The organism is Inediibacterium massiliense (genome assembly GCF_001282725.1).
GTDB lineage: Bacteria > Bacillota > Clostridia > Peptostreptococcales > Thermotaleaceae > Anaerophilus > Anaerophilus massiliensis.
Map to the genome: position 1 here is coordinate 188678 of NZ_LN876587.1, position 20722 is coordinate 209399.

A 20722-nucleotide genomic window follows, 5' to 3' on the forward strand; every position below is an offset into this window, starting at 1 on the left:
TATTCTATTTTAAAGCGAGATTCCCTTTTAAATTTTCCACAATATTGAATTTATGTAAAAAATTTAGTTTTGCAAAATAAATTTAGAATATTTTTTACTAAAAAAGAACTGTAAACGGACGTTTATGGTTCTTTTTTTATCCTAGATTTTTAAACTAATGGATGCGTATTTTGGACGTCCCATAACTTGGTGCTATAATCAAAGTAATTATATATACACAACTAATCGTTTATGGTACTATTAAAACTAATTCTATGTAGGGAGGTATAGTATATCATGTTTATAGGATATGCACGAGTAAGTACGGAAGATCAGAGCTTAGATAGACAGATTGATCAACTAAAAGAGTTTGGTTGCAAAAAAATCTTTGAAGAAAAAATTTCAGGAACTAAGACCAATAGAATACAACTTGAAAAAATGATTGAGCAGCTTCGGGAAGGGGATACAATTGTTACAACCGATTTAACTAGGTTGAGCAGAAGTACAAAGGAATTATTTAGATTAATAGATATTATTGAAAAGCAAGGAGCAAACATTAAATCGATTAAAGAAAATTGGGTTGATACAACTACCCCACAAGGGAAATTCATGTTTACCATATTTGCTGGTATAAGTCAGTTTGAAAGAGATCTTATATCTCAAAGAACTAAGGAAGGACTCATAGCTGCTAGAGCTAGGGGAAGAAAAGGAGGACGACCTAAAATTTATTCGAATTCTAAAATAGAATTAGCTATAAAAATGTATACTTCCAAAGAATATAGTATTTCAGAAATTACAGATGCCACTGGTATTAGCAAAACATCTTTGTATCGGTTTATTAAAAGTAGGACTACTATTTAAAAAAACTTTTTTGAATTTACAGAGGGAGGACTTATTTTGGCCAATATTACTGAAACTGCTTACCCTAGATTAAGAAGTTATATCACTGAAGATGAATTATATAAAATTTATACACATTCAGATGAAGAAATAAAGTTAGCAAACTCAAATACAAATGGAGACTTATCAAAAATATGCTTTCTAGCAACACTCAAATGTTTTCAGCGATTAGGGTATTTTATTAATATTACAGCTATTCCTCAAGTTATTATAAAACATATTACTACTTATTGTAATGCGATTTTTAATGATAGTATTTTAAAAAACTATAATAAATCAAGTTCTAAAAAAAGACATTTAGTTATAATTAGAGAGTATCTAAAAATAACTTCCTATGGAGAAAAAACACGTAACCTTATAATAAAAGTAGCAACGGAAGCATCAAAAACAAAAGATAATGATGCGGATATTATAAATATAATTCTTGAAGAATTAATAAAACACCGATATGAACTTCCAGCCTTTAGCACATTAGTAAGAATCTCAAGAAATACTAGGCATAATGTATATAAGTCCTATTACAAGTATATCTATGAAAATTTAAGCCAAGAAACTATAAAAAAGATTGATACTTTTTTTAATGTAGAAGATAAAGATACATATTCATTTTGGAGTCTTTTAAAAAAAGAAACTGGAAAACCTACCAATAAAAATTTAAAACAAATAATTCTTTATTATCAAAGTATAAAGGCATTTAAAATAAATTTGTCTATACTTTCTATAATCCCAGATATAAAAGTTAAGCATTTTGCATCTGAAGCAAAAACTTTAAATTCTGCACAAATGAAAAGATTAGAACCATATAAAAGATATACTTTAGCAATTTGTTTTTTAAAACACAAACTTTCTAGTATTCTTGATGATTTTGGTGAAATGTTTATAAAATTTATAAAAAGCTCTCAAAACAAAGCAAAAGATAAACTGGATGAATATAAACTACATAATTCCCAAGTTACGGACAATTTGATATCTAAACTTAGAAAAATATTAATTGCCTATAATAGTAAAGAAACAAGCGATGAAAAAATCCAAGCTATTGAGTCTGTAATGGGTAACAAAGATATTGATGAGATTATTGAAGAATGCGATAACCACAATGCTTACTCCGGTAATAATTACTTTCACTTTTCTTGGACTTGTCTGAAAGGTAAAAGATCGATTCTTTTCAAATTACTTGATTCCATTGAGCTATATTCAACTACCCAAAATAAAACTATTGAAATTGCATTAGAAATAATAAAAAAATATAAAAATTCAAATAAACTTGATTACATTCCCCTTGTTAAAGACGAAGTTGATTTATCATGGGTAACTGATAACTGGTGGAAATTATTAACTGGACATACAACTAGAAAAATTTATCCTGCTAAAATAGATAGAAGGCATTTTGAAGCTTGTTTATTCTATCAAATAATGTATGATCTAAAATCAGGAGATTTATGTATAAAACATAGTGATGTATATTCAGATTATAGAGAGCAATTAATAACGTGGGAAGAATATAAAGAAAATATATCTTTATTTGGAGAACAAGTTAATATTCCTATTGAAGGTAAACATTTTATAGAATTTGCTAAAGAAAAATTATTACAAACGGCATCAAATGCAGATAAATCTTTTATTGACAACCAGTATCTTAGAATTGAAAAAGGAGAACCAATTTTGTCAAAAATTAAAAGAAAAAAAGATCCTGAAATCTTAAAACAAATTGAATCCTTATTGGCAGACACTTTACAACCAGTAAATATTCTTGATATTTTATCTGACACTGAACAATGGCTTAATTGGACAAAATATTTTGGGCCTATTTCAGGGCTTGATTCTAAGATTGATAATCCTATAGAACGGTATATAATCACAAGCTTTTGTTATGGATGTAATCTGGGTCCAACACAAACTTCAAGGTCTTTAGAAGATATAAATAGAAAACAAGTAGCTTGGATCAATCAAAAACACATTACAGAAGAAAAACTAGATAAAGCTAATAATCGTATAATCAATGCTTATAATTGTTTTTCATTACCTAAATACTGGGGAACAGGTGAAAGAGCATCAGCTGATGGTACAAAATGGGATTTATATGAAAAAAATCTTGTTTCTGAATACCATATTCGCTATGGCGGATATGGAGGAATAGGTTATTATCATGTATCGGATCTATATATAGCATTATTTAGTAATTTTATACCATGTGGGGTTTGGGAAGGAGTCTATATATTAGACGAGAATATCAAAAATGAATCTGATATACGTCCTAACACATATCATGCTGATACACAAGGGCAAAACACAAGCATATTTGGACTTTCATTCTTACTTGGAATAAAATTAATGCCTAGAATAAGGAATTGGAAAGATTTAACCTTTTTTAAAGCAGATAAAACGTACATTTATGAACATATAGATGATATTTTTTCAAATGAAATTGATTGGAATCTAATAGAAACATATTTACCGGATATGTTAAGAGTAACACTTTCCATAAAAATGGGAAAAATAACACCATCAACCATTCTAAAAAAATTATCTAGTTATAGTAAGAAAAATAAACTTTATCAAGCCTTTAGAGAACTTGGTAGAGTGGAGAGAACATGCTTTTTGCTTCAATATATATCAGATGTAGACCTTAGAAGCACAATACAGAAATCAACTAATAAAAGTGAAGCATTTAATGGTTTTACTAAGTGGTTATTCTTTGGAGGAGAAGGGGTTATTGCTGAAAATGATAGATCAGAACAAAGAAAAGTAGTTAAATACAATCATTTAATTGCTAATTGTGTAATCTTTTATAATGTTTATAATATGTCTATAGCGATTCAAGAACTTATAAAGAAAGGATATCTCATTGATAGTGATATATTATCCCTTCTTTCCCCATATATAAATCAACATATTAATAGATTTGGTAGATATAGCTTGGATAAAGGGAGAGCTACTCCAAAATTAGATTTTAATATTAGTCTATTATAGATAGATTTAAAATTTAATATAATAGGGTTGTTTTACAGATTTTGTAAAGTGGCCCTATTTTACACGAATGGTTGCCTTACCCCTGTATGTGAGGATATATTATTTAGCTAATAACAATTTTTTATTACAACAAAAATTGAGAGAGTGTTGCTGGCAAATGCTATGGTTGATTGAATATGAGATTGTTGGATTATGTGATAATATAGACCATGATAAAATGATGAAGGCGGTGGAAAAGAAGGTAAAAGAAATAATTGAAAATTTTAAAAATTCAATGTGTTTAGGGGGATAGAAAAAATGATTGAAAAAATTAAAGCTATGAAGGATAATGGAATAGATTAATTATGATTGAAAATGTTAAAAATAAACTAAAGGGTAAATTCAATTAAAATGGAGGGCTATAATGATTACAGCTTATGTAGTGGGAATTTCAGGGTATCATGAGGATGAGGATATAGAGATTAGATATAGTATATATGATAATCAAGAGCTAGTGTGCAAAAAATCTATACTAAAGGAATACAAAAAACCAGCAGTTGTAAGTCTGTTTGCATTAATAGAGGTATTGGCAGAATTAGAAAAATATGAAGATCAAGAGATAACTATTGTGATTAATGATGCAGCCTTAAATGAGCAAATTAGAGGAACGTCAACATCGAAGAATAAATACGTGCTAAAAACAGCAAGTATGACTAGAGAGAAAATTAAAGAATTTAAAAATCCTATTATAATTAAAGATGTTAGTAATGATAGAGTAGAAAGATCTAAATGGAATGAGATATTACAACCTTAACTTTTGACTCTTATTATAGTGATAAAGATGGAAAAAAGAAATAATTATTGTAAAAGGGAGAATTTATATTTTCTTATACTTTTCTACATAATACGCATTTTTATATATTGACAATGATATAAGTTTGTAGTTGATTTAATACATTTTTTGGAAATTTGAAATAAAAAGCACTCAGTGATAGAATTGAATGTAAATCAATGGTTATTTATAACAATCATTTTATATTCAATTCTATTTTTTAGGGGTGGTTGAATGGAAAGGTGTTTATTATCTATTGATTGGGATTATTTCATATACACAAAAATCTTTCAATCTTGTACAGAAAACAAAAAAAATATTATCAATCTATGGTATAAGCGCTACATTCAGTTCAAGACAAAGGGAGATAATATTGAAAAGTTTTTTAAATTGTCTTCGGATGTAGGTTTCTTTTGGAAGAAGATAAAAAAATATTTTCAAATTTCTAAGGATACAAATGTTTATATTTCTGATTCCCATGCTTTATCTTATGAAGTAGCAAAGAAAAATGATTGTAATAGTGTATGTCTTTTTGATGCTCATGCTGATTTGGGTTATGGTGGGATATCTTCATTGGATTTTGAAGTGAACTGTGCAAATTGGTTAGGTAAATTATTAAAGGACAATTACGTAAAAAATGCATATATTGTTTATAGTCCTTTTACTCATGAAAAACCTATAGATTTTAAAGATATTTCTAGTGCATATGATGTAGAATTTATGTCAATAGATAAATTAGAAAAAAAAGTAGATGTACCTGCAATTCATATATGTAGGTCAGGAGCGTGGACTCCGCCGTGGCTTGATGAAAAATTTTCAAAATTTATTTATGATTTAAAATTACCATATAAAGTTGTTGATTGTAATATAAGAAAATGGAATCCTAGAGGTTTAAATTTTTCAGATCAAATATATTATTTAATGACATAATAAATATATTATTAATAATTGACAGTTCATCTAGCTGTCAATTATTTTTTGATGATATGGACTTATTTCTATTATTATGGTCTGTTCTTGATGAATTATTCGGTATAAGTTTATAGTTTGAAAAAGTTCCCCAATTTTCTATTCTATTAAAATACGGAATAGATGAATGAAAATAAACAATGATAGGAGAATGGTCTAACTTAGAATGAATATTGAAAAATTCTTTATCACCATAACGAATAGCTTCTAGAGCAAGTGGCAATTCACGTCTAAATATTGAGTTTCGTGTAGCTGCTGTATAGAATCCGAATATCCCATCTATATATAGATATACATTATAAAAGTATTTTTCTCCTATTTGAATCCACTCACCCAAAACTTCATCTCTCATAGCATTAGTTTGATCATAGGCATATCCTAGTCCAATAGTCAAAAAAAGTTCAGCAGTTATATCAGAATGAGTAAGTGTGTATCGTCTAGGTATAATAGGTTCTGTAGGGGTAACTCCTTTTCTAAATTCCACTGAAAGTTTTTCAGGATTTAATCTATTCATTGAATCCCTCCACCACACAATATTTACTATAACAATATAATATGATGCTTATCATTATTATGTTCAAAAAGGTTTTTCTGTAATAAAACAGATTTGCAAGTCAGGTGATATCATAATAAGTTGAAAATTGGAATAAAATGTTGAAAAGTTGGAAAATTTATGCTACTATATGACTTGAATGATAATAATTATCAATATTAAAAGACAAGTATTATCTAAAAAACTTAATAAAGATAGAAAGGAAGATTGTATGGGTGAGAAAAGAATATGCAAGTATATATATCAATTTCCATGATGAATGGTTTTGATAATAACATTGGAACGGTGAAACAATCATCTTGTAATAGGGTGTAATTTTAATAGGAGTAGGTTATTAAACTCTAATTTGTAAAAAAGAAAGGATGTTTTTTATGACAATACTAAAAAACAGGTCAATTGCCTTTTTAATTGTATTTATGATGTCGATTGGAATATGGCCCACATCAGCATTTGCAAAAGAAACTCATGATGAAAATATGAAAAAGAGTATATTAGAGAATTGCTCTGTAACCTTAGAAAAGGAGGGCAAATTTTTAGAAGGGGATACTCCTTTAGTTTCTATTGCATCTTCTAATGTAAAAGAAGGGGCATCTGCTATTACAGTAGATATATCTGGACATATTCCTGATGGAAGCATACTAATTATTCAAAGCTATCCTAAAGATGAGACTTATAAATTTGGTGCGGATGGGAATGGCGTATTTGTAGCTAATAAAAGTCCATTGATGGATGGAGTAGGTCAAAACATTTCTATAGTGAATACTAGTAATATGACTACAGATAAGAAATTGATTGCTGTAATCTTAAACAGTGGCCAAGTTATTGCTCAATCACAACCAGTAGAAATTATTTCATCTCATACCTCTGATCCATTCGATCCATTTGTATTAGAATTTGTGGATGATATTTATGAAGGAGATACCTCTGTAGCTTTAAAAGTAGGTTATGATGATAAAATTACAGGGGGACGTTTACTGCTTCATCAAGATGATACAAATAGTTCTTCTCCTAATTTGGATCATCAAATTGCTAATGTTTCATTACAAAAGGGTGAAAATGTTAAGATTAGGGTATCAGGTGAAAATAAGCTAGTGGCAGGTAAAAAAATAGCTGCATCTATTTATTATTGTAAGCCTGGTACAGAGGATGTTTACAAATATTATACAACAAAACAAATTACGATTCAGCCTAAGAAAACCCAAGCAGGTATTTCTATTGTGAATACAGAGTTTAAAAAAGATTCTACTTTCGCAACTGTACAAATTAATGGATGCGATGAATATATTGGTGGGCAATTAATTATTTGCCAATATCCTTCATCTCAAAATGAATTTGATCCAGATCATCCTAGCACAAAGCGTATTTATCAGACAACATTTAATAAACAAGGAAAAAATACTTATGAATTTACTCAAAATACACCATTAGTAGCTGGAAATAAAGTAATTGCTTATTTATATAAATATGATGAGGCTACAGATCATATTAAGACCAAATATTCAAAAGCTGTATCTATTATTTCTGAAGGTGGGGAAGTAGTTCCATCTAAGGTTGAAATCGCAACATCTAATGTACGAGTAGGGGATAGTAGTATATGGGTGACTAGTGATTTTGATGAAATAAGTAAAAATGGAAGATTAATTATTTACGAATATGAAGGAAATGAATTTAATCCATCTAAATCAAGTAATGTAATATTGTATAGTGACGCTGTATCCCCTTCAAAAAATAGCAAAAAGGTTGTGTTTGATAGTGAGAAACTTCCATTAAAAGGAGGCTGGAATTTAAAGGCTGCTCTTTTATTAACAGATAAAGGAAATTATCCTAATCCTGAATTTAAGTATTCTGAACCTATTCAAATTCAGACAGCACCAGTAATAAAAACTCCTACAGTGACAATCAATGAAAAGGAAATTACTGAAGGTGATACAAAGATGAATGTATCTGTAACCTATGATAAAAATATAAAAAGTGCTACATATACAGTATATGAATATGAAGGGGAGACGTTAAACAAAGAGGCACCGACTACTAAAATTCTTAATTTAGGCATAGCTTCAAAATGGACTCGCTTTCCTATTAATTTTTTAGTAGATCAAAGACCTTTAAAGCCAGGTTCAAAAATTGTTGTTGTTTTAAAGGTTATAACAGATGAAAACAAAACAATAGAATACAATTCTAATGTAATTACAGTTGGTGCACGTCCAGATTGGGAAACTTCTACAATTGCATTAGAAGCCGCATCTATCAAAACAAATGCCAAAAGTGTACCTGTAACGATCCGTTACAACGAGGGATATCATACTTTGGATGAATTTTATTGTAATGTAACTTTATATCAATATCCAGCAAATATTACGGACTTTGACTATGAAGAGTCATATGCAGAGCGTATTGGAACATTAAATGGAACAGTAGAAAAGCCTATTCGTGGTGAAGGCATTGAAGTTCCTATAATGAATCATATAGAATTAAAAGAAGGTTATAAATTAATAGCTAAGCTTCGTCTTCCACATGTAGAATGGGAAGGAGAAGAAGTAGATTATCTTTCTGGTTTTGCTAATATTATTGGTGAAAATACAAAAGAAACCAAAGCCATGGTATTATTATATCAACTTGGGGAAGATAGTGCGAGAGGTTCTAAAGTCAGACAAATTCTTAAAGATTTAAATATTGAAGTAAAAACCATTGAAAAATCACACATTAATGAAACAATAGGGTATTTGGCTGAATTAGATAAATATGAAACAGCAAATAATCCTTATAATGGTGATGATTATGATACAGAATTTATCATTATGAGTGCTTTGAGCGAATCAAAGCTAGATGCTTTTTTATATGCTATGATGGAGCAAAATTTACGTATTAATCATAAAGCAGCAGTAACAGATACAAATAAAGATTGGACATTTAAACAGTTGATTGGGGACATTGCAGACGAACATGAAGTTTTCATGGCTTTATTAGAGTTAGACAAATTAGTCAAAAAAGCACAAGAGTTCAATAAGGATGGATATGATTCTGAAAAGTGGGAATTATTTCAAGAAAAATTAAAAGGTGCTCTGGATGTATTAACTTCTGTTGAGCCTGCTCTTTCTGACCTTCAAAATGCAGCTACTAATTTAAAAAATGCTATGTTAGATTTGACAGGAAGAATTGAGATGGTGGGTCGTGTTGTTCTAGATTGTATTCAAATAGAAGATACATATACTGTAAAGGCTTCTGTTGTAGGAGCTCCTGAGAATGCAACCTATACATATTTATGGAGTAATGGTTCTAGAGAATCTTATGTCACTGGAATGACTTTGGATGACCTTTTAAAATTGTCCGTAACTGTAACAGGATCTGATAAATTTTTTGGTTCTTTACCAAAAGCACATTTAAAAGGAGCAAATGCTGTAAGTTCGCCTAGTATTTCAGCTGGGAACAATACAATCCTACTTAGTTGGCCTAAAGCAGAAAATCAAGAAAATACTCCTAAGGTATTAGAATATATTGTAGATGTTTTTGAGGGAGATACGTTTGTCAAGACTATGCGAGTTTCTGGTGATTGTAATCATATAAATATTGATGAATTGAAAAATGATACAACATATACTTTAAAATTATATGCAGTAAATGTGATTGGACGTAGTGATATAATCATGTTGACTGGAAAGCCTAAAAAAAGTAATTCTAGTTCATCAAGCAAATCCAATAGATCTTCTAATCATAGCTCTAATGAAGGAAGTGTGAATTCAAAATCCATAGTAAATATTACTGAAAGCAAAGTGAACAATGCTGTAATTGCTACAATAAAACTAGAAGAAAAAGTGAATCACAATGGTAGTATGGTATTAAGTGTTTCTAAAGATGATATAACATCAGCTATTCAAGAAGCAAAAAAAGTAGGAAGATCGAATAAGGATTTTGTAGTGCAATTAAAAGTAAAAACTCAATCATTAGATACGATGAAAGTGAAACTTCCAATAGAGGTACAAAAATCTTTGATTGATGTAGATGTGAAAAGTTTAGATATTATGAGTGACAATGTTTCAGCTAAATTTGATAAAGAAAGCTTAAAAGAAATTAGAAAACAGGCAGTAGGAGAAGTTGAAATGTCTGTGTCTAAAGGTACAAAGTTGTCTTTATCTAATGAAGCAAAAGCAGTGCTTAGAGATAGACCTGTGTATGATTTTAAATTGACACGAGAAAATAAACTAAATATAAGTGACTTTGGAAAAGGAAAGGTAGAAATTGGAATTCCTTACAAGCTAGCTAAAGACGAAAAAGCAAATGGCATTTTTATGGCATATATAGATGAAAAGGGCAATGCACATGTTGTAGAAGGTTCTTACTATGATGAAAAAAATAAAATGGCCATTGGAAAAGCAGATCATTTTTCAGTTTATGGTATTGGATACAAGGAAGTAAAAGAAAATGTAAAAGAAACTATAAAAGCTATAGATCCTTCTTTTATAGATACAGCTGATCATTGGGCAAAAGATCATATTGATTTTGTAGTGGGTAAAGGGATTTTAACAGGAACAAGTAAAAATACTTTCTCACCAGATCTTTTTATGACAAGAGGTATGTGTGTAACAGCTCTTGGTAGACTAAATGGAGTGGATATAAGCAATTACAAAACCAATAGTTTTACAGATGTACAAAAAGATAGCTACTATGCAGCTTATGTGGAGTGGGCAAATGAAAAAGGCATTGTAAGTGGTGTTGGAAATAGTCAGTTTGCACCTGAAAGACCTATTACACGTGAAGAAATGGCAGTGATTATGAATAATTACGCAAAAGTTATGGGAAATACCCTTCCTAAATCAAAGGAAATGGTTTCTTTTGCAGATGAACAAAATATTAGCACGTGGGCGAAGGAGGCTGTAACCCAAATGCAACAGGCAGGTATTATTTCTGGAAAAAATGAAAATAAATTTGTTCCAAAGGGAACAGCAACTCGTGCAGAAGTAAGTACAGTGCTACGATATTTTATAGAACTAGTAATGGATAAGACGTAAGCTTTGTTTGTAAATATAACAATAAGAGAAATTAATCAAAGGTCTGGAATAGAGGACCTAAGTTTGAAAAGATTACTTATGAAAGAAACAAGAAAAGAAGATTCTTTAGATTACCTTCTTCCATGGGCAGAAAACCTTCTGAGGGAATGTAAATCAGAACTAAAATCTCAAAAATAAAGAAAAGTCCTATTTATGATTATTATCTCATAGATAGGACTTGTACTATATATGGGCTGTATTTGACGGATACAAATCATTTGAAAAATTATTGACAATTTTGGAATATAAATGTAATCTTAAAACATAATTACAAGTGTAATCTAAAAGAGGATGAATTATTTAATAAAATTATACCTCAGATTTCAGAAGTGGAGTTTCAAACAAATTTCGTGTTGCTACGTATATCGATAATAGAAAGAAGGTTTAAGATGATAACAAGATTTGACTTTTTTAAGAGTAAAAGAAATGTGACAATAATGATTGGCATAATTTGCTTAGTAGTTTTAGGTGGAGCAAATGGTATAAGTAATAGAAATGAAGACTATAGTACTCATGCTACTTATAAAGAGGAGGATTTATTGAAAGATAGATCTCAATATATAGGAGATGTTGTAAGTCATGCAATTAGGGAAAGAGGTCAATTCTATAATGATGGTGAATATACAACAGAAGGACATATTATTCTTGGAACAGAAGAAATAGAAAATAAAGTGAAGGTGTATACTTTAGCGAGTGTTGGGGAATTTGCTTTTGAAAATGGTATATTTACAAAGGTTGGAGGAACTGGAGCAATACCTACTGTTATGATTTTTTCTATAAATAAAAATGGAGAATATAATCTTATTGAATATAAGGAACCAATGGATGGAACTGATTATGTTGCTTCCGTTAAGAAAATGTTTCCTAAAAAATATTATAATAAAGTGTTTTCTGGACAAGATGAATACGTAAAGCTTGCTAAGCAGGAGGAGGCTCAGGCAGAAAAATATTTAAAAAGCATTGGTAGAGAGGCACAAGTAAGGGAATCTTATGTAGACAAGAAACTTGCAAATATTAATGTTGAGGCTAGTAATAAATTATTTACAGAGTTTACAAAATATGATACTTTTCTTAATAATTGTCCCTACTGGATTGGAACAAGAGAGAGGATTGAAAATGGGGGAAGGTATATTTATGAAACCCTACAGACTAAAACCAGTGATGGGTATGATGTGATAACCTTTAGGAAAACAAATGAAGAAGGCACTGTCGTAGAGGAACGAGATTATAAGATTGATGGAAATGAGCCTAAACTTATAGAAAAGATTGTCTCTGTTCTTCCACAGGGAGTATTTTATAATCCAGATATAAAATTAAGTAGTTATTTGGTTATTTACAAGAAAGAAAATTTTATATAAACAAATAAAGTACCTAGATTAATTATTTTTAAATAGGTACTTTTATTATTTTTTGGAAATATCAATATGCATATTAATTGATTGTAATTTATTTTCAGATAACAATATTGACAAAAGATAATTACTAAGGTAAAATTCTAGATGCAATTGACTTGCATTTTCAATAAAGATTAAAAAAGTTGCAATTGTTGGATATATCTTATTTGCATATTCACAGAAAATTAAATGAAAGGACTGATTTAATGATAGAAAAGAAAAAAGAAGAACAAAACTTATCAAATGTATTTTCTTTTGGGATCATTCTTTTTGCAGTTATGTATTTTCTATTTTCTGTTATGAGATCTATTGAAGTTGATTTATCAGGATTAGAAGTGTTTAACACAGTTTTTACTAGTATACTTATGCAGGCATTTCCTTTTATGTTGATTGGTATACTGGTTTCTTCTATAATGCATTTTTTTGTACCAGATGAATGGATAGTCAAGATTTTTCCAATAAAATATGGTTTGGGATTTTTGACAGCAATGTTTATAGGACTGTTCCTTCCTGTATGTGAATGTGCTATTATTCCAGTTATGAATCGTCTTGTAAGAAAAGGAGTACCTATACCTATTGCTATAACTTTTATGCTTTCTGCTCCCATTATAAATCCTATTGTAATTTTATCTACTTTATATGCTTTTCCTAATCATCCTCAAATCATGTTTATGAGAGTGTCATTAGGATTATTTATTGCCTTAATTATAGGATTAGTTATGGCACGATCTAGTAACAGTGTATCTATATTTTTGGATGATTGTTCGAATCATAGTAATACAACAAAACATGATAGTGTTAGATGCAGTTGCCATAATCATGATGAAGAAAGATGTAATGAAAAAGGAATGAAAGGAAAAATTAAAAATTTGTTTTTGCATGCTGGAGAAGAATTCTTTAGTGTAGGTAAATATCTTATTTTGGGAGCTTTCATTACAAGTTTAATTCAAATGATGATTCCAAGGGATGTATTTGTACAACTTGGTGCAAAAAGAGGCATTGCTCTTATTGTTATGATGAGTATGGCATTTTTGTTCTCAGCCTGTTCTACATCAGATGCTTTTATTGCAAGAAGCTTTTTAAGTAGATTTTCAGTGGGATCAATTATGGGATTTTTGGTTTTTGGACCTATGATGGATATGAAAAATTTATTAATGCTCTTTGCTAATTTTAGAAAGAGTTTTGTGATTAAACTTTCATTACTTATTGTTATTTTAAATTTTTTAATTTTGAATTTTTTATCGATTTTATTTTTTTAAGGGAGAGGAACTATGAAAATAAAACTATATAGAGTAAATATAAATGTTAGCTTGAAAATACTTGTGTTATTTGGATTTGCATATTTTTATATATATAGTGTATTTACAGGTTTAGTAAGGAAATATGTACATCCTAGGATGATTCCTTATATGATATGTGCATCAATAATAATGGGCATAATTGTATGGGTATTATTAGGAGAATTATTTAGAGAACGAAATATAAAAGAAAATTCTTGGACATTACTTTTTTTTATCATTCCATTAATTATGGCTATTACTTTCCCTGCGAAAACTTTTGATTCAAGTATAGGAACAGCGGGAGATCTTGACATTTCATCTGAAACAAATATTACTAAAAATACACAAGAATCGTTTAAGTCACTTAATCAAAAAGAGATGCCTATAGAAAGTAGTGTTGGGAATAATAAATTATATAATGAAAATACAAAATATATTCATAAAGAAGAAATTGAATTACAAAATGGCATTATTGTGATAGATAGTAGTAATTATTATCAATATTTAAATGAAATATATGAAAATATTGATAAATATGAAGGAAACAAGATAGAGATTGTAGGATTTGTATTTAAAGATAATAAAGAATTTGCTGATAATGAGTTTGTGCCTGCACGTTTGATGATGGTTTGCTGTGCAGCGGATATGGTTCCTGTAGGATTTTTATGTAGATATGAAAAAGCTAAAGAGTTAGAGGTTGATTCGTGGGTTAAAGTAAAGGGAACTATATGCAAAGAGAAATTTCAAGAAAATAATATACCGTTTATAGAAGTAATTAGCATCGAAGAAGCAGATAAACCGAAAGAAGAGTATGTTTATCCATATTAAATTTTATATTTTTATATTCAAAAATAATGAAAGCACAGTAGCCTTTGATAGAAATGTTACTGTGTTTTTATTATAATTTCTCTTTTTTAAGGATCTTATATTTTTTGTATGTTAGTAAAAACTATTTATGAGTAGAATCTTAGGGACTATGTGAAAAGATTTGAATAAGAGAGAGGCGTAAAGGTATGTTTGACGAAGTACAAAAAGAATTGATCTATAGCTTGCTAGAAAATGATAAAGAAAAAATATATGAGATAATGAATGACAGATATCCTGTAGATATGGCTATCATTTTAGAGAAGTTAAGTGATACAAGTTTATTAAAATTTTATAAGCTTGTAGATAATCAAAGAATGGCAGAAATTTTAGAGCAAGCTAGTGAAAAATTACAAGTTAGAATGATTAAATTATTTGATTTTGAGGCTATAGTCAAATTGTTTTTTTATATGTCTAAAGACGATATTGCTGATATTTTGGGGAAGCTTCCTATCTATATGAGAAAAGATTTATTAAAAATGATGAAGGAAGGAGACATCAAACAATTAGAAGAACTGTTAGGTTATGATGAAGAAAGCGCTGGCGGAATCATGACAACAGAGTATATTGCCTTAAAGGGAGATTTATCTATAGGAGAATCTTTAAAAAAGATTAAAGAAATTGGGCCCAAAACGGAAGTGATTGAAATTATATTTGTATTAAATCAAAATACAGAGCTAATTGGAATGGCAGATTTGAGAGATATATTAGTAGAACCTGAAGATAAAAAATTAATTGAAATAATGAATGATAATATAATATTTGTTTATCCTGAAGTGGATCAAGAAAAAGTAGCTTTACTTGTTTCAAAATATGATTTAAAGGCTATTCCAGTTATTAATCATAAAAATTCTCTTTTAGGGATTATAACAGTAGATGATATTATTGATGTGATTGTGGAGGAACAAACAGAGGATGTGTTAAGACTTGGAGGTGTCAGTAAAGAAGAAAGAGTAGATACTACATTAATCACATCTATTAAGAAGAGATTGCCCTGGTTATTTATAAACCTTGTAACTGCTTTTTTTGCTTCTTTTACTGTAGGATTATTTGAAGATGTTATCGCACAAGTAGTTGCTTTGGCAGCTGCTATGCCTATTGTGGCAGGAATGGGAGGAAATGCAGGAACACAAACATTATCAGTAATGATAAGAAGTATTACCCTTGGAGAAGTAAGTCTTAAAAAAAATTGGAGGTTGGTATTTAAAGAAGTAGCTTTAGGTGTTATAAATGGTGCAGCTACTGGGGCTATAACAGGCATGATACTTTATATGAAATATGAAAATCTTTATTTGGGTTTGATCATCTTTGCTGCCATGATTGGAAATCTAGTAATCGCAGGATTTTTTGGATTTTTGATTCCTTTATTATTAAAGGTGTTTGGGATAGATCCTGCCTTAGCATCAGCTATTTTTTTAACAACAGCAACAGATGTTTTTGGATTCTTTTTATTTTTAGGTCTTGCAAAGATGTTTTTACCTTTTCTGATACATACTTAGGTTTTACAAAAGATAGAACTCTACGGAGCGTTTATTGAAAAATAGTGTGCTAGAAGTTACTCTTAATATATGGAGGTGAGTGGGATGGATTGTAATAAGATTGGAAAGTTAATTTTGAGCTTGCGCAAGGAAAAAAATATGACACAAAAAGACATTGCGATTGCTATGAACATTAGTGATAAGACTATATCAAAATGGGAGAGAGGGCTAGGTTGTCCAGATGTGTCTTTGCTGGGTGAGCTTTCTAATATATTAGGTGTAAATATTGAAAAAATTTTATTGGGAGATTTAGATCCTAACGATGCAAATGGAGGAAATATGAAAAAAATTAAATTTTATGTATGTCCAAGCTGTGGAAATGTAATAAACAGTACAGGTGAAGCTGAAGTTTCTTGTTGTGGTAGAAAGTTAAATTCTTTAGTTGCGAAGATACAAGATAAAGATCATGATATAACTTTTACGGAAATAGAAGATGATTATTATATTACTATTGAGCATGAAATGAGTAAAACTCATTATATTTCATTTATTGCTTATGTTGGTTATGATAGAGTGTTACTTGTGAAATTATACCCAGAACAAAATGCGGAAGTACGTATTCCTAAAATGCATAGAGGTAAGCTGTATGCTTATTGCAGTCAACATGGACTATGGATGAGGAAATGATATTGAAATAAAAAAGAAATACAAAATAGGCAGACATGTTATATTCAATAATAGGGTCTGCTTTTTCGTATTCTTGTGTAGGTTGGAAAAGATTATTTTTCTTCGGTAACATGTTCTACTGCTTTTTCAAAAATATCTTGAATATGTTCATCATCTAATGAATAAAAAACATTTTTACCTTCTTTTCGAAAACGAACAAGTTTGGTATCCCTTAAAAGTTTTAATTGATGAGAAATAGCAGATTTTGTCATATTTAGTAATACGGCGAGATCACATACACACATTTCGTTTTTATCTAGTGCCCAAAGGATACGAACTCTAGTGCCATCTCCCATAATTTTAAAGAAAGCGGAAAGTTTATCTGCCAAAGCTTTTTGTGGCATCTCTTTCTTTACTTTATCAAAAACATCTGCATGAATAATTTCACAATCCGTAGTTTGATGCCGCATATTTAGCCTCCTTTATATAATAATTACTACCCTATTCATTATAATTGAGAATTATTTCAATTGTCAAATGTAACCAGGAAAAAAGATGTTATGATTGAATAGATATTTAATGAATATTCAAAAACGAGGGGGTCGTTTTATGAAAAAACATTTTCATATAAACCTCTTAGAAACAATTTGAAAGGGTATAATAAATGATATAAAGTAGATACTAAAAATATCATAAAATATTTATGATATTTATTTTTTGTAAAAGAAAAAACCAAGATAAAAAAATAAAAAAAGGAGATATGATGATAGAAAAAAAAATAATTATGAAAGCAGGATGGAATTTAGATCATAGTTATGCTCGATTGCCAAACATATTTTTTACCATTCTCAATCCAAGTCCTGTATGTTCACCGAAATTGATTATTTTCAATGATTCTTTGGCAACATCTTTAGGGTTAAATGTTGAATCATTAAAAAGCGATAATGGAGTAGCTGTATTTGCTGGAAACCAAATTCCAGAAGGTGCTTTGCCCATTGCTCAAGCTTATGCAGGACATCAATTTGGACATTTTACCATGTTAGGGGACGGCCGAGCTGTATTGCTTGGGGAACAAATGACTCCATCAGGCAAGAGAATGGATATTCAGCTTAAAGGATCAGGAAAAACTCCATATTCTCGCGGCGGTGATGGAAAAGCATCACTAGGGCCCATGCTACGAGAATACATTATTAGCGAAGCGATGTATGCTCTTGGTATTCCTACTACCCGTAGTTTAGCAGTTGTAACAACAGGTGAGTCTATAATCAGAGACACGGAACAACCTGGTGCTATTTTAACACGAGTAGCAGCGAGTCACATACGTATAGGCACTTTTCAATATGCTTCAAAATGGGGAACCATAGATGATCTTAAAGCTTTGGCTGATTATACATTAAAAAGACATTTTCCAAATATTAATAATGATGAAAATCCCTATCTTTTTTTACTTCAGGAAGTTATCAAGCGTCAAGCTATGCTGATTGCAAAATGGCAGTTGGTTGGATTTATTCACGGGGTCATGAATACGGACAATATGGCTATTAGTGGAGAAACTATCGATTATGGACCTTGTGCCTTTATGGATACTTATGATCCAGAGACAGTATTTAGCTCTATTGATCTTCATGGACGTTATGCTTATGAGAATCAACCTCCTATTGCAGCGTGGAATCTAGCTAGGTTTGCTGAAACTTTATTGCCTTTATTACATGTAAATCAGGAGAAAGCTGTTCAATTAGCTCAAGATGTCATTTCAGATTTTACTAAGCTATATCATGATCATTGGCTTGCAGGAATGAGAGCAAAATTAGGAATATTTAATGAAGAATCCCAGGATGAATCTTTAATTGAAAGCCTCCTTAGTATAATGCATAAGTATAGTGCAGACTATACAAATACTTTTCTAGCCTTAACTTTTGATAAGTTAGAGGATATGAAATTATTTGATACAAAGGAATTTGATCAGTGGCATCAGCTATGGAAGGATAGATTGAGTAGACAAAAAGAATCCAAAACCTCTTCTCAACAATTAATGAGAAACTCCAATCCAGCAATTATTCCTCGAAACCATAGAGTAGAAGAAGCATTAGAAGCTGCCGTAAGACAAGGAGACTATAGTGTGATGGAGAAGTTTCTTGATGTTTTGTCGAATCCATATGAACATTCTAAAGAACAGGCCGAATACGCTACACTACCTCCACCATCTACACGTTGTTATAAAACCTTTTGTGGTACTTAATATAAGCGTAATGAGCTAACAAAATTCAAAATAACTATTATAGGGAAAAGGGCATTTTTATGAGCCCTTTTTCTATAAAGATATGGATGATTTGAAGAGATTCATTAGCTGTTGGATAAAATCTGAAAAACTTCATTAATATCAGGTAACTGTTCGGATGGATAAACTTTGACCCATTTTATTTTACCATTTTCATCGATAATGATATTCGCACGTTCCGATACGCCTTTAGTTTCATTGAATATTCCATAGTCACGGGCTATTTTGCCATGGGGCCAAAAATCAGATGGGAGGCTTACATTTTTAATCAAAAGAGCTGTTGCCCATACTTCTTTACAAGGTTGAGGATCTACACTAAATCCGAGGGGGATAGTGTTTAGATTCTGAAACTTTTGAAAATTAGTTTCCAATGCCCTCATTTGATCTGTACATACAGGAGTCCAAGCAAGAGGGTGCCAGGAAAGAAGTACTTTTTTCCCTTTATAAGCAGATAAGATGATATTTTGTTTTTTATTATCTTTCACACTAAATTCGGGTGCATCTGTACCAATTTGAATTGGGTTCATTCTAATCTTCCTTTCATTTTGTATTCTGATTTTATTTATATAGAATACCCTAAATAAAAATTTTTATGAAGAAAGGAGTATTGCAAGATGAAGATATATAGCCCATACAGATTTTAAATTTTTATAAGTCAAAAAAAGAATAAATAATAATGTTAAAACATAATCATTGTGGGTATAGATATAAAAGAGTTAAGATCTCAATGAAAAATGATTAGAATGGAGAGTGGGATTATGAAATTTGATAAAGTACAATTAAATTATGGATATAATGAACTAGAACCATATATAGATGCATTAACTGTAGAAACTCATTATGCAAAGCATCTACAAACATATGTGAATAATTTAAATGCCTTACTAAAAGGCTATGATGAAATTACATCAGGTAAAACACTAGAGGATTTATTATCAAATATCGACAGTATTCCTGAGAAGATAAGACAAGGTGTAATCAATCAAGGTGGAGGGGTAGCAAATCATAATTTTTATTTTTCGATTTTATCACCTAAACCTAAAAAAGCACCAGAAGGAAAGCTTTTAGAAGCTATAAATAATAAATTTGGTAGTTTTGAAGCAATGAAAGAAAAGATCAATAATGTATCTATAGCTCATTTTGGTTCAGGTTGGGGATGGCTTGTTCTAGATGAAAATAAAGAGTTAGAAATCATTACAACTAGCAATCAAAATTCACCATTGAGCATAAAGAAAAAGCCATTATTAACTATAGATGTTTGGGAGCATGCTTATTATTTGAAATATAAAAATGTTAGAGCGGATTATGTTAAAAATATATGGAATTTGATAGACTGGTCAAAAATTGAAAATATATATGAGGATTATGCAAAATAAGCATGAGATGATTCAAACAGATAGATTATCAAAATAACTTTATCGTAAAGAACATATGTAAATACTTTCCTCTGTGTAAAAAGAGGAAAGTATTTATTTTTAGGAAAGAATAGATGTAAGTATTAAAAAATTTACACATTTATTTGATTTGTGAAAATT

General features: G+C 29.9%; 16 protein-coding genes. 13 read left to right on the plus strand and 3 right to left on the minus strand.

The genetic code is table 11. The features are described 5' to 3' along the window. Positions 1–276 precede the first annotated feature (276 nt). The 5 genes from BN2409_RS09480 to BN2409_RS09495 all read left to right on the plus strand — a co-directional run bounded on the left by BN2409_RS09480 (position 277) and on the right by BN2409_RS09495 (position 5590). Positions 277–840: a recombinase family protein gene (locus BN2409_RS09480; RefSeq protein ID WP_053956399.1), complete on the plus strand. Its 564-nt coding sequence runs from the start codon at positions 277–279 to the stop codon at positions 838–840. 36 nt (positions 841–876) lie between these two features. Beyond that, positions 877–3849 (plus strand): Tn3 family transposase, encoded by a 2973-nt coding sequence (locus BN2409_RS09485; protein WP_053956400.1) that lies wholly within the window; start codon positions 877–879, stop codon positions 3847–3849. Between the two features lie 157 nt (positions 3850–4006). After that, positions 4007–4141 (plus strand): hypothetical protein, encoded by a 135-nt coding sequence (locus tag BN2409_RS17660; RefSeq protein WP_278320214.1) that lies wholly within the window; start codon positions 4007–4009, stop codon positions 4139–4141. A 111-nt stretch (positions 4142–4252) separates the two neighbouring features. After that, complete coding sequence (locus BN2409_RS09490; RefSeq protein WP_053956401.1) at positions 4253–4642, plus strand: hypothetical protein; 390 nt, start codon at positions 4253–4255, stop codon at positions 4640–4642. Between the two features lie 252 nt (positions 4643–4894). Continuing rightward, the gene (locus tag BN2409_RS09495) at positions 4895–5590 is read left to right on the plus strand and encodes a hypothetical protein (RefSeq protein ID WP_053956402.1); all 696 of its coding nucleotides are present in this window, start codon (positions 4895–4897) and stop codon (positions 5588–5590) included. A 37-nt stretch (positions 5591–5627) separates the two neighbouring features. Here BN2409_RS09495 and BN2409_RS09500 read toward each other — a convergent pair whose 3' ends face one another. Beyond that, on the minus strand, positions 5628–6143 hold the full coding sequence (locus BN2409_RS09500; RefSeq protein ID WP_110943068.1) for a staygreen family protein: 516 nt from the start codon (positions 6141–6143) through the stop codon (positions 5628–5630). A 410-nt stretch (positions 6144–6553) separates the two neighbouring features. Between BN2409_RS09500 and BN2409_RS09505 the strand changes: the two genes are divergently transcribed. The 6 genes from BN2409_RS09505 (at position 6554) to BN2409_RS09530 (ending at position 16930) form a co-directional block, all read left to right on the plus strand. Further along, positions 6554–11188 carry a DUF3783 domain-containing protein gene (locus BN2409_RS09505; RefSeq protein WP_053956403.1) on the plus strand — a complete coding sequence of 1545 codons (4635 nt, stop codon included), beginning with the start codon at positions 6554–6556 and terminating at the stop codon, positions 11186–11188. Positions 11189–11616: 428 nt separating this feature from the next. Beyond that, complete coding sequence (locus BN2409_RS17230) at positions 11617–12585, plus strand: hypothetical protein (RefSeq protein ID WP_199872992.1); 969 nt, start codon at positions 11617–11619, stop codon at positions 12583–12585. Positions 12586–12827: 242 nt separating this feature from the next. Then, positions 12828–13880, plus strand: a complete 1053-nt coding sequence (locus BN2409_RS09515; RefSeq protein WP_053956404.1) for a permease — start codon at positions 12828–12830, stop codon at positions 13878–13880. 12 nt (positions 13881–13892) lie between these two features. Beyond that, a complete protein-coding gene (locus BN2409_RS09520) occupies positions 13893–14729 on the plus strand; it encodes a TIGR03943 family putative permease subunit (RefSeq protein WP_053956405.1) in 837 nt (278 codons plus the stop codon). A 185-nt stretch (positions 14730–14914) separates the two neighbouring features. After that, positions 14915–16264, plus strand: coding sequence for a magnesium transporter (gene mgtE / locus BN2409_RS09525; protein ID WP_053956406.1), 1350 nt, complete (start codon positions 14915–14917; stop codon positions 16262–16264). 84 nt (positions 16265–16348) lie between these two features. Beyond that, positions 16349–16930 carry a helix-turn-helix domain-containing protein gene (locus tag BN2409_RS09530; protein WP_053956407.1) on the plus strand — a complete coding sequence of 194 codons (582 nt, stop codon included), beginning with the start codon at positions 16349–16351 and terminating at the stop codon, positions 16928–16930. A 92-nt stretch (positions 16931–17022) separates the two neighbouring features. On the opposite strand, the gene BN2409_RS09535 is transcribed toward BN2409_RS09530, so the two are convergent. Beyond that, positions 17023–17379, minus strand: coding sequence for an ArsR/SmtB family transcription factor (locus BN2409_RS09535; protein ID WP_053956408.1), 357 nt, complete (start codon positions 17377–17379; stop codon positions 17023–17025). A 233-nt stretch (positions 17380–17612) separates the two neighbouring features. Between BN2409_RS09535 and BN2409_RS09540 the strand changes: the two genes are divergently transcribed. Next, positions 17613–19148, plus strand: coding sequence for a protein adenylyltransferase SelO (locus tag BN2409_RS09540; RefSeq protein WP_330375427.1), 1536 nt, complete (start codon positions 17613–17615; stop codon positions 19146–19148). A gap of 104 nt (positions 19149–19252) precedes the next feature. On the opposite strand, the gene BN2409_RS09545 is transcribed toward BN2409_RS09540, so the two are convergent. After that, a complete protein-coding gene (locus BN2409_RS09545) occupies positions 19253–19714 on the minus strand; it encodes a redoxin domain-containing protein (RefSeq protein ID WP_053956409.1) in 462 nt (153 codons plus the stop codon). Between the two features lie 231 nt (positions 19715–19945). On the opposite strand from BN2409_RS09545, the gene BN2409_RS09550 reads away from it, so the two are divergent. Continuing rightward, positions 19946–20563, plus strand: a complete 618-nt coding sequence (locus tag BN2409_RS09550; RefSeq protein ID WP_053956410.1) for a superoxide dismutase — start codon at positions 19946–19948, stop codon at positions 20561–20563. The last annotated feature ends 159 nt before the right edge of the window (positions 20564–20722 follow it).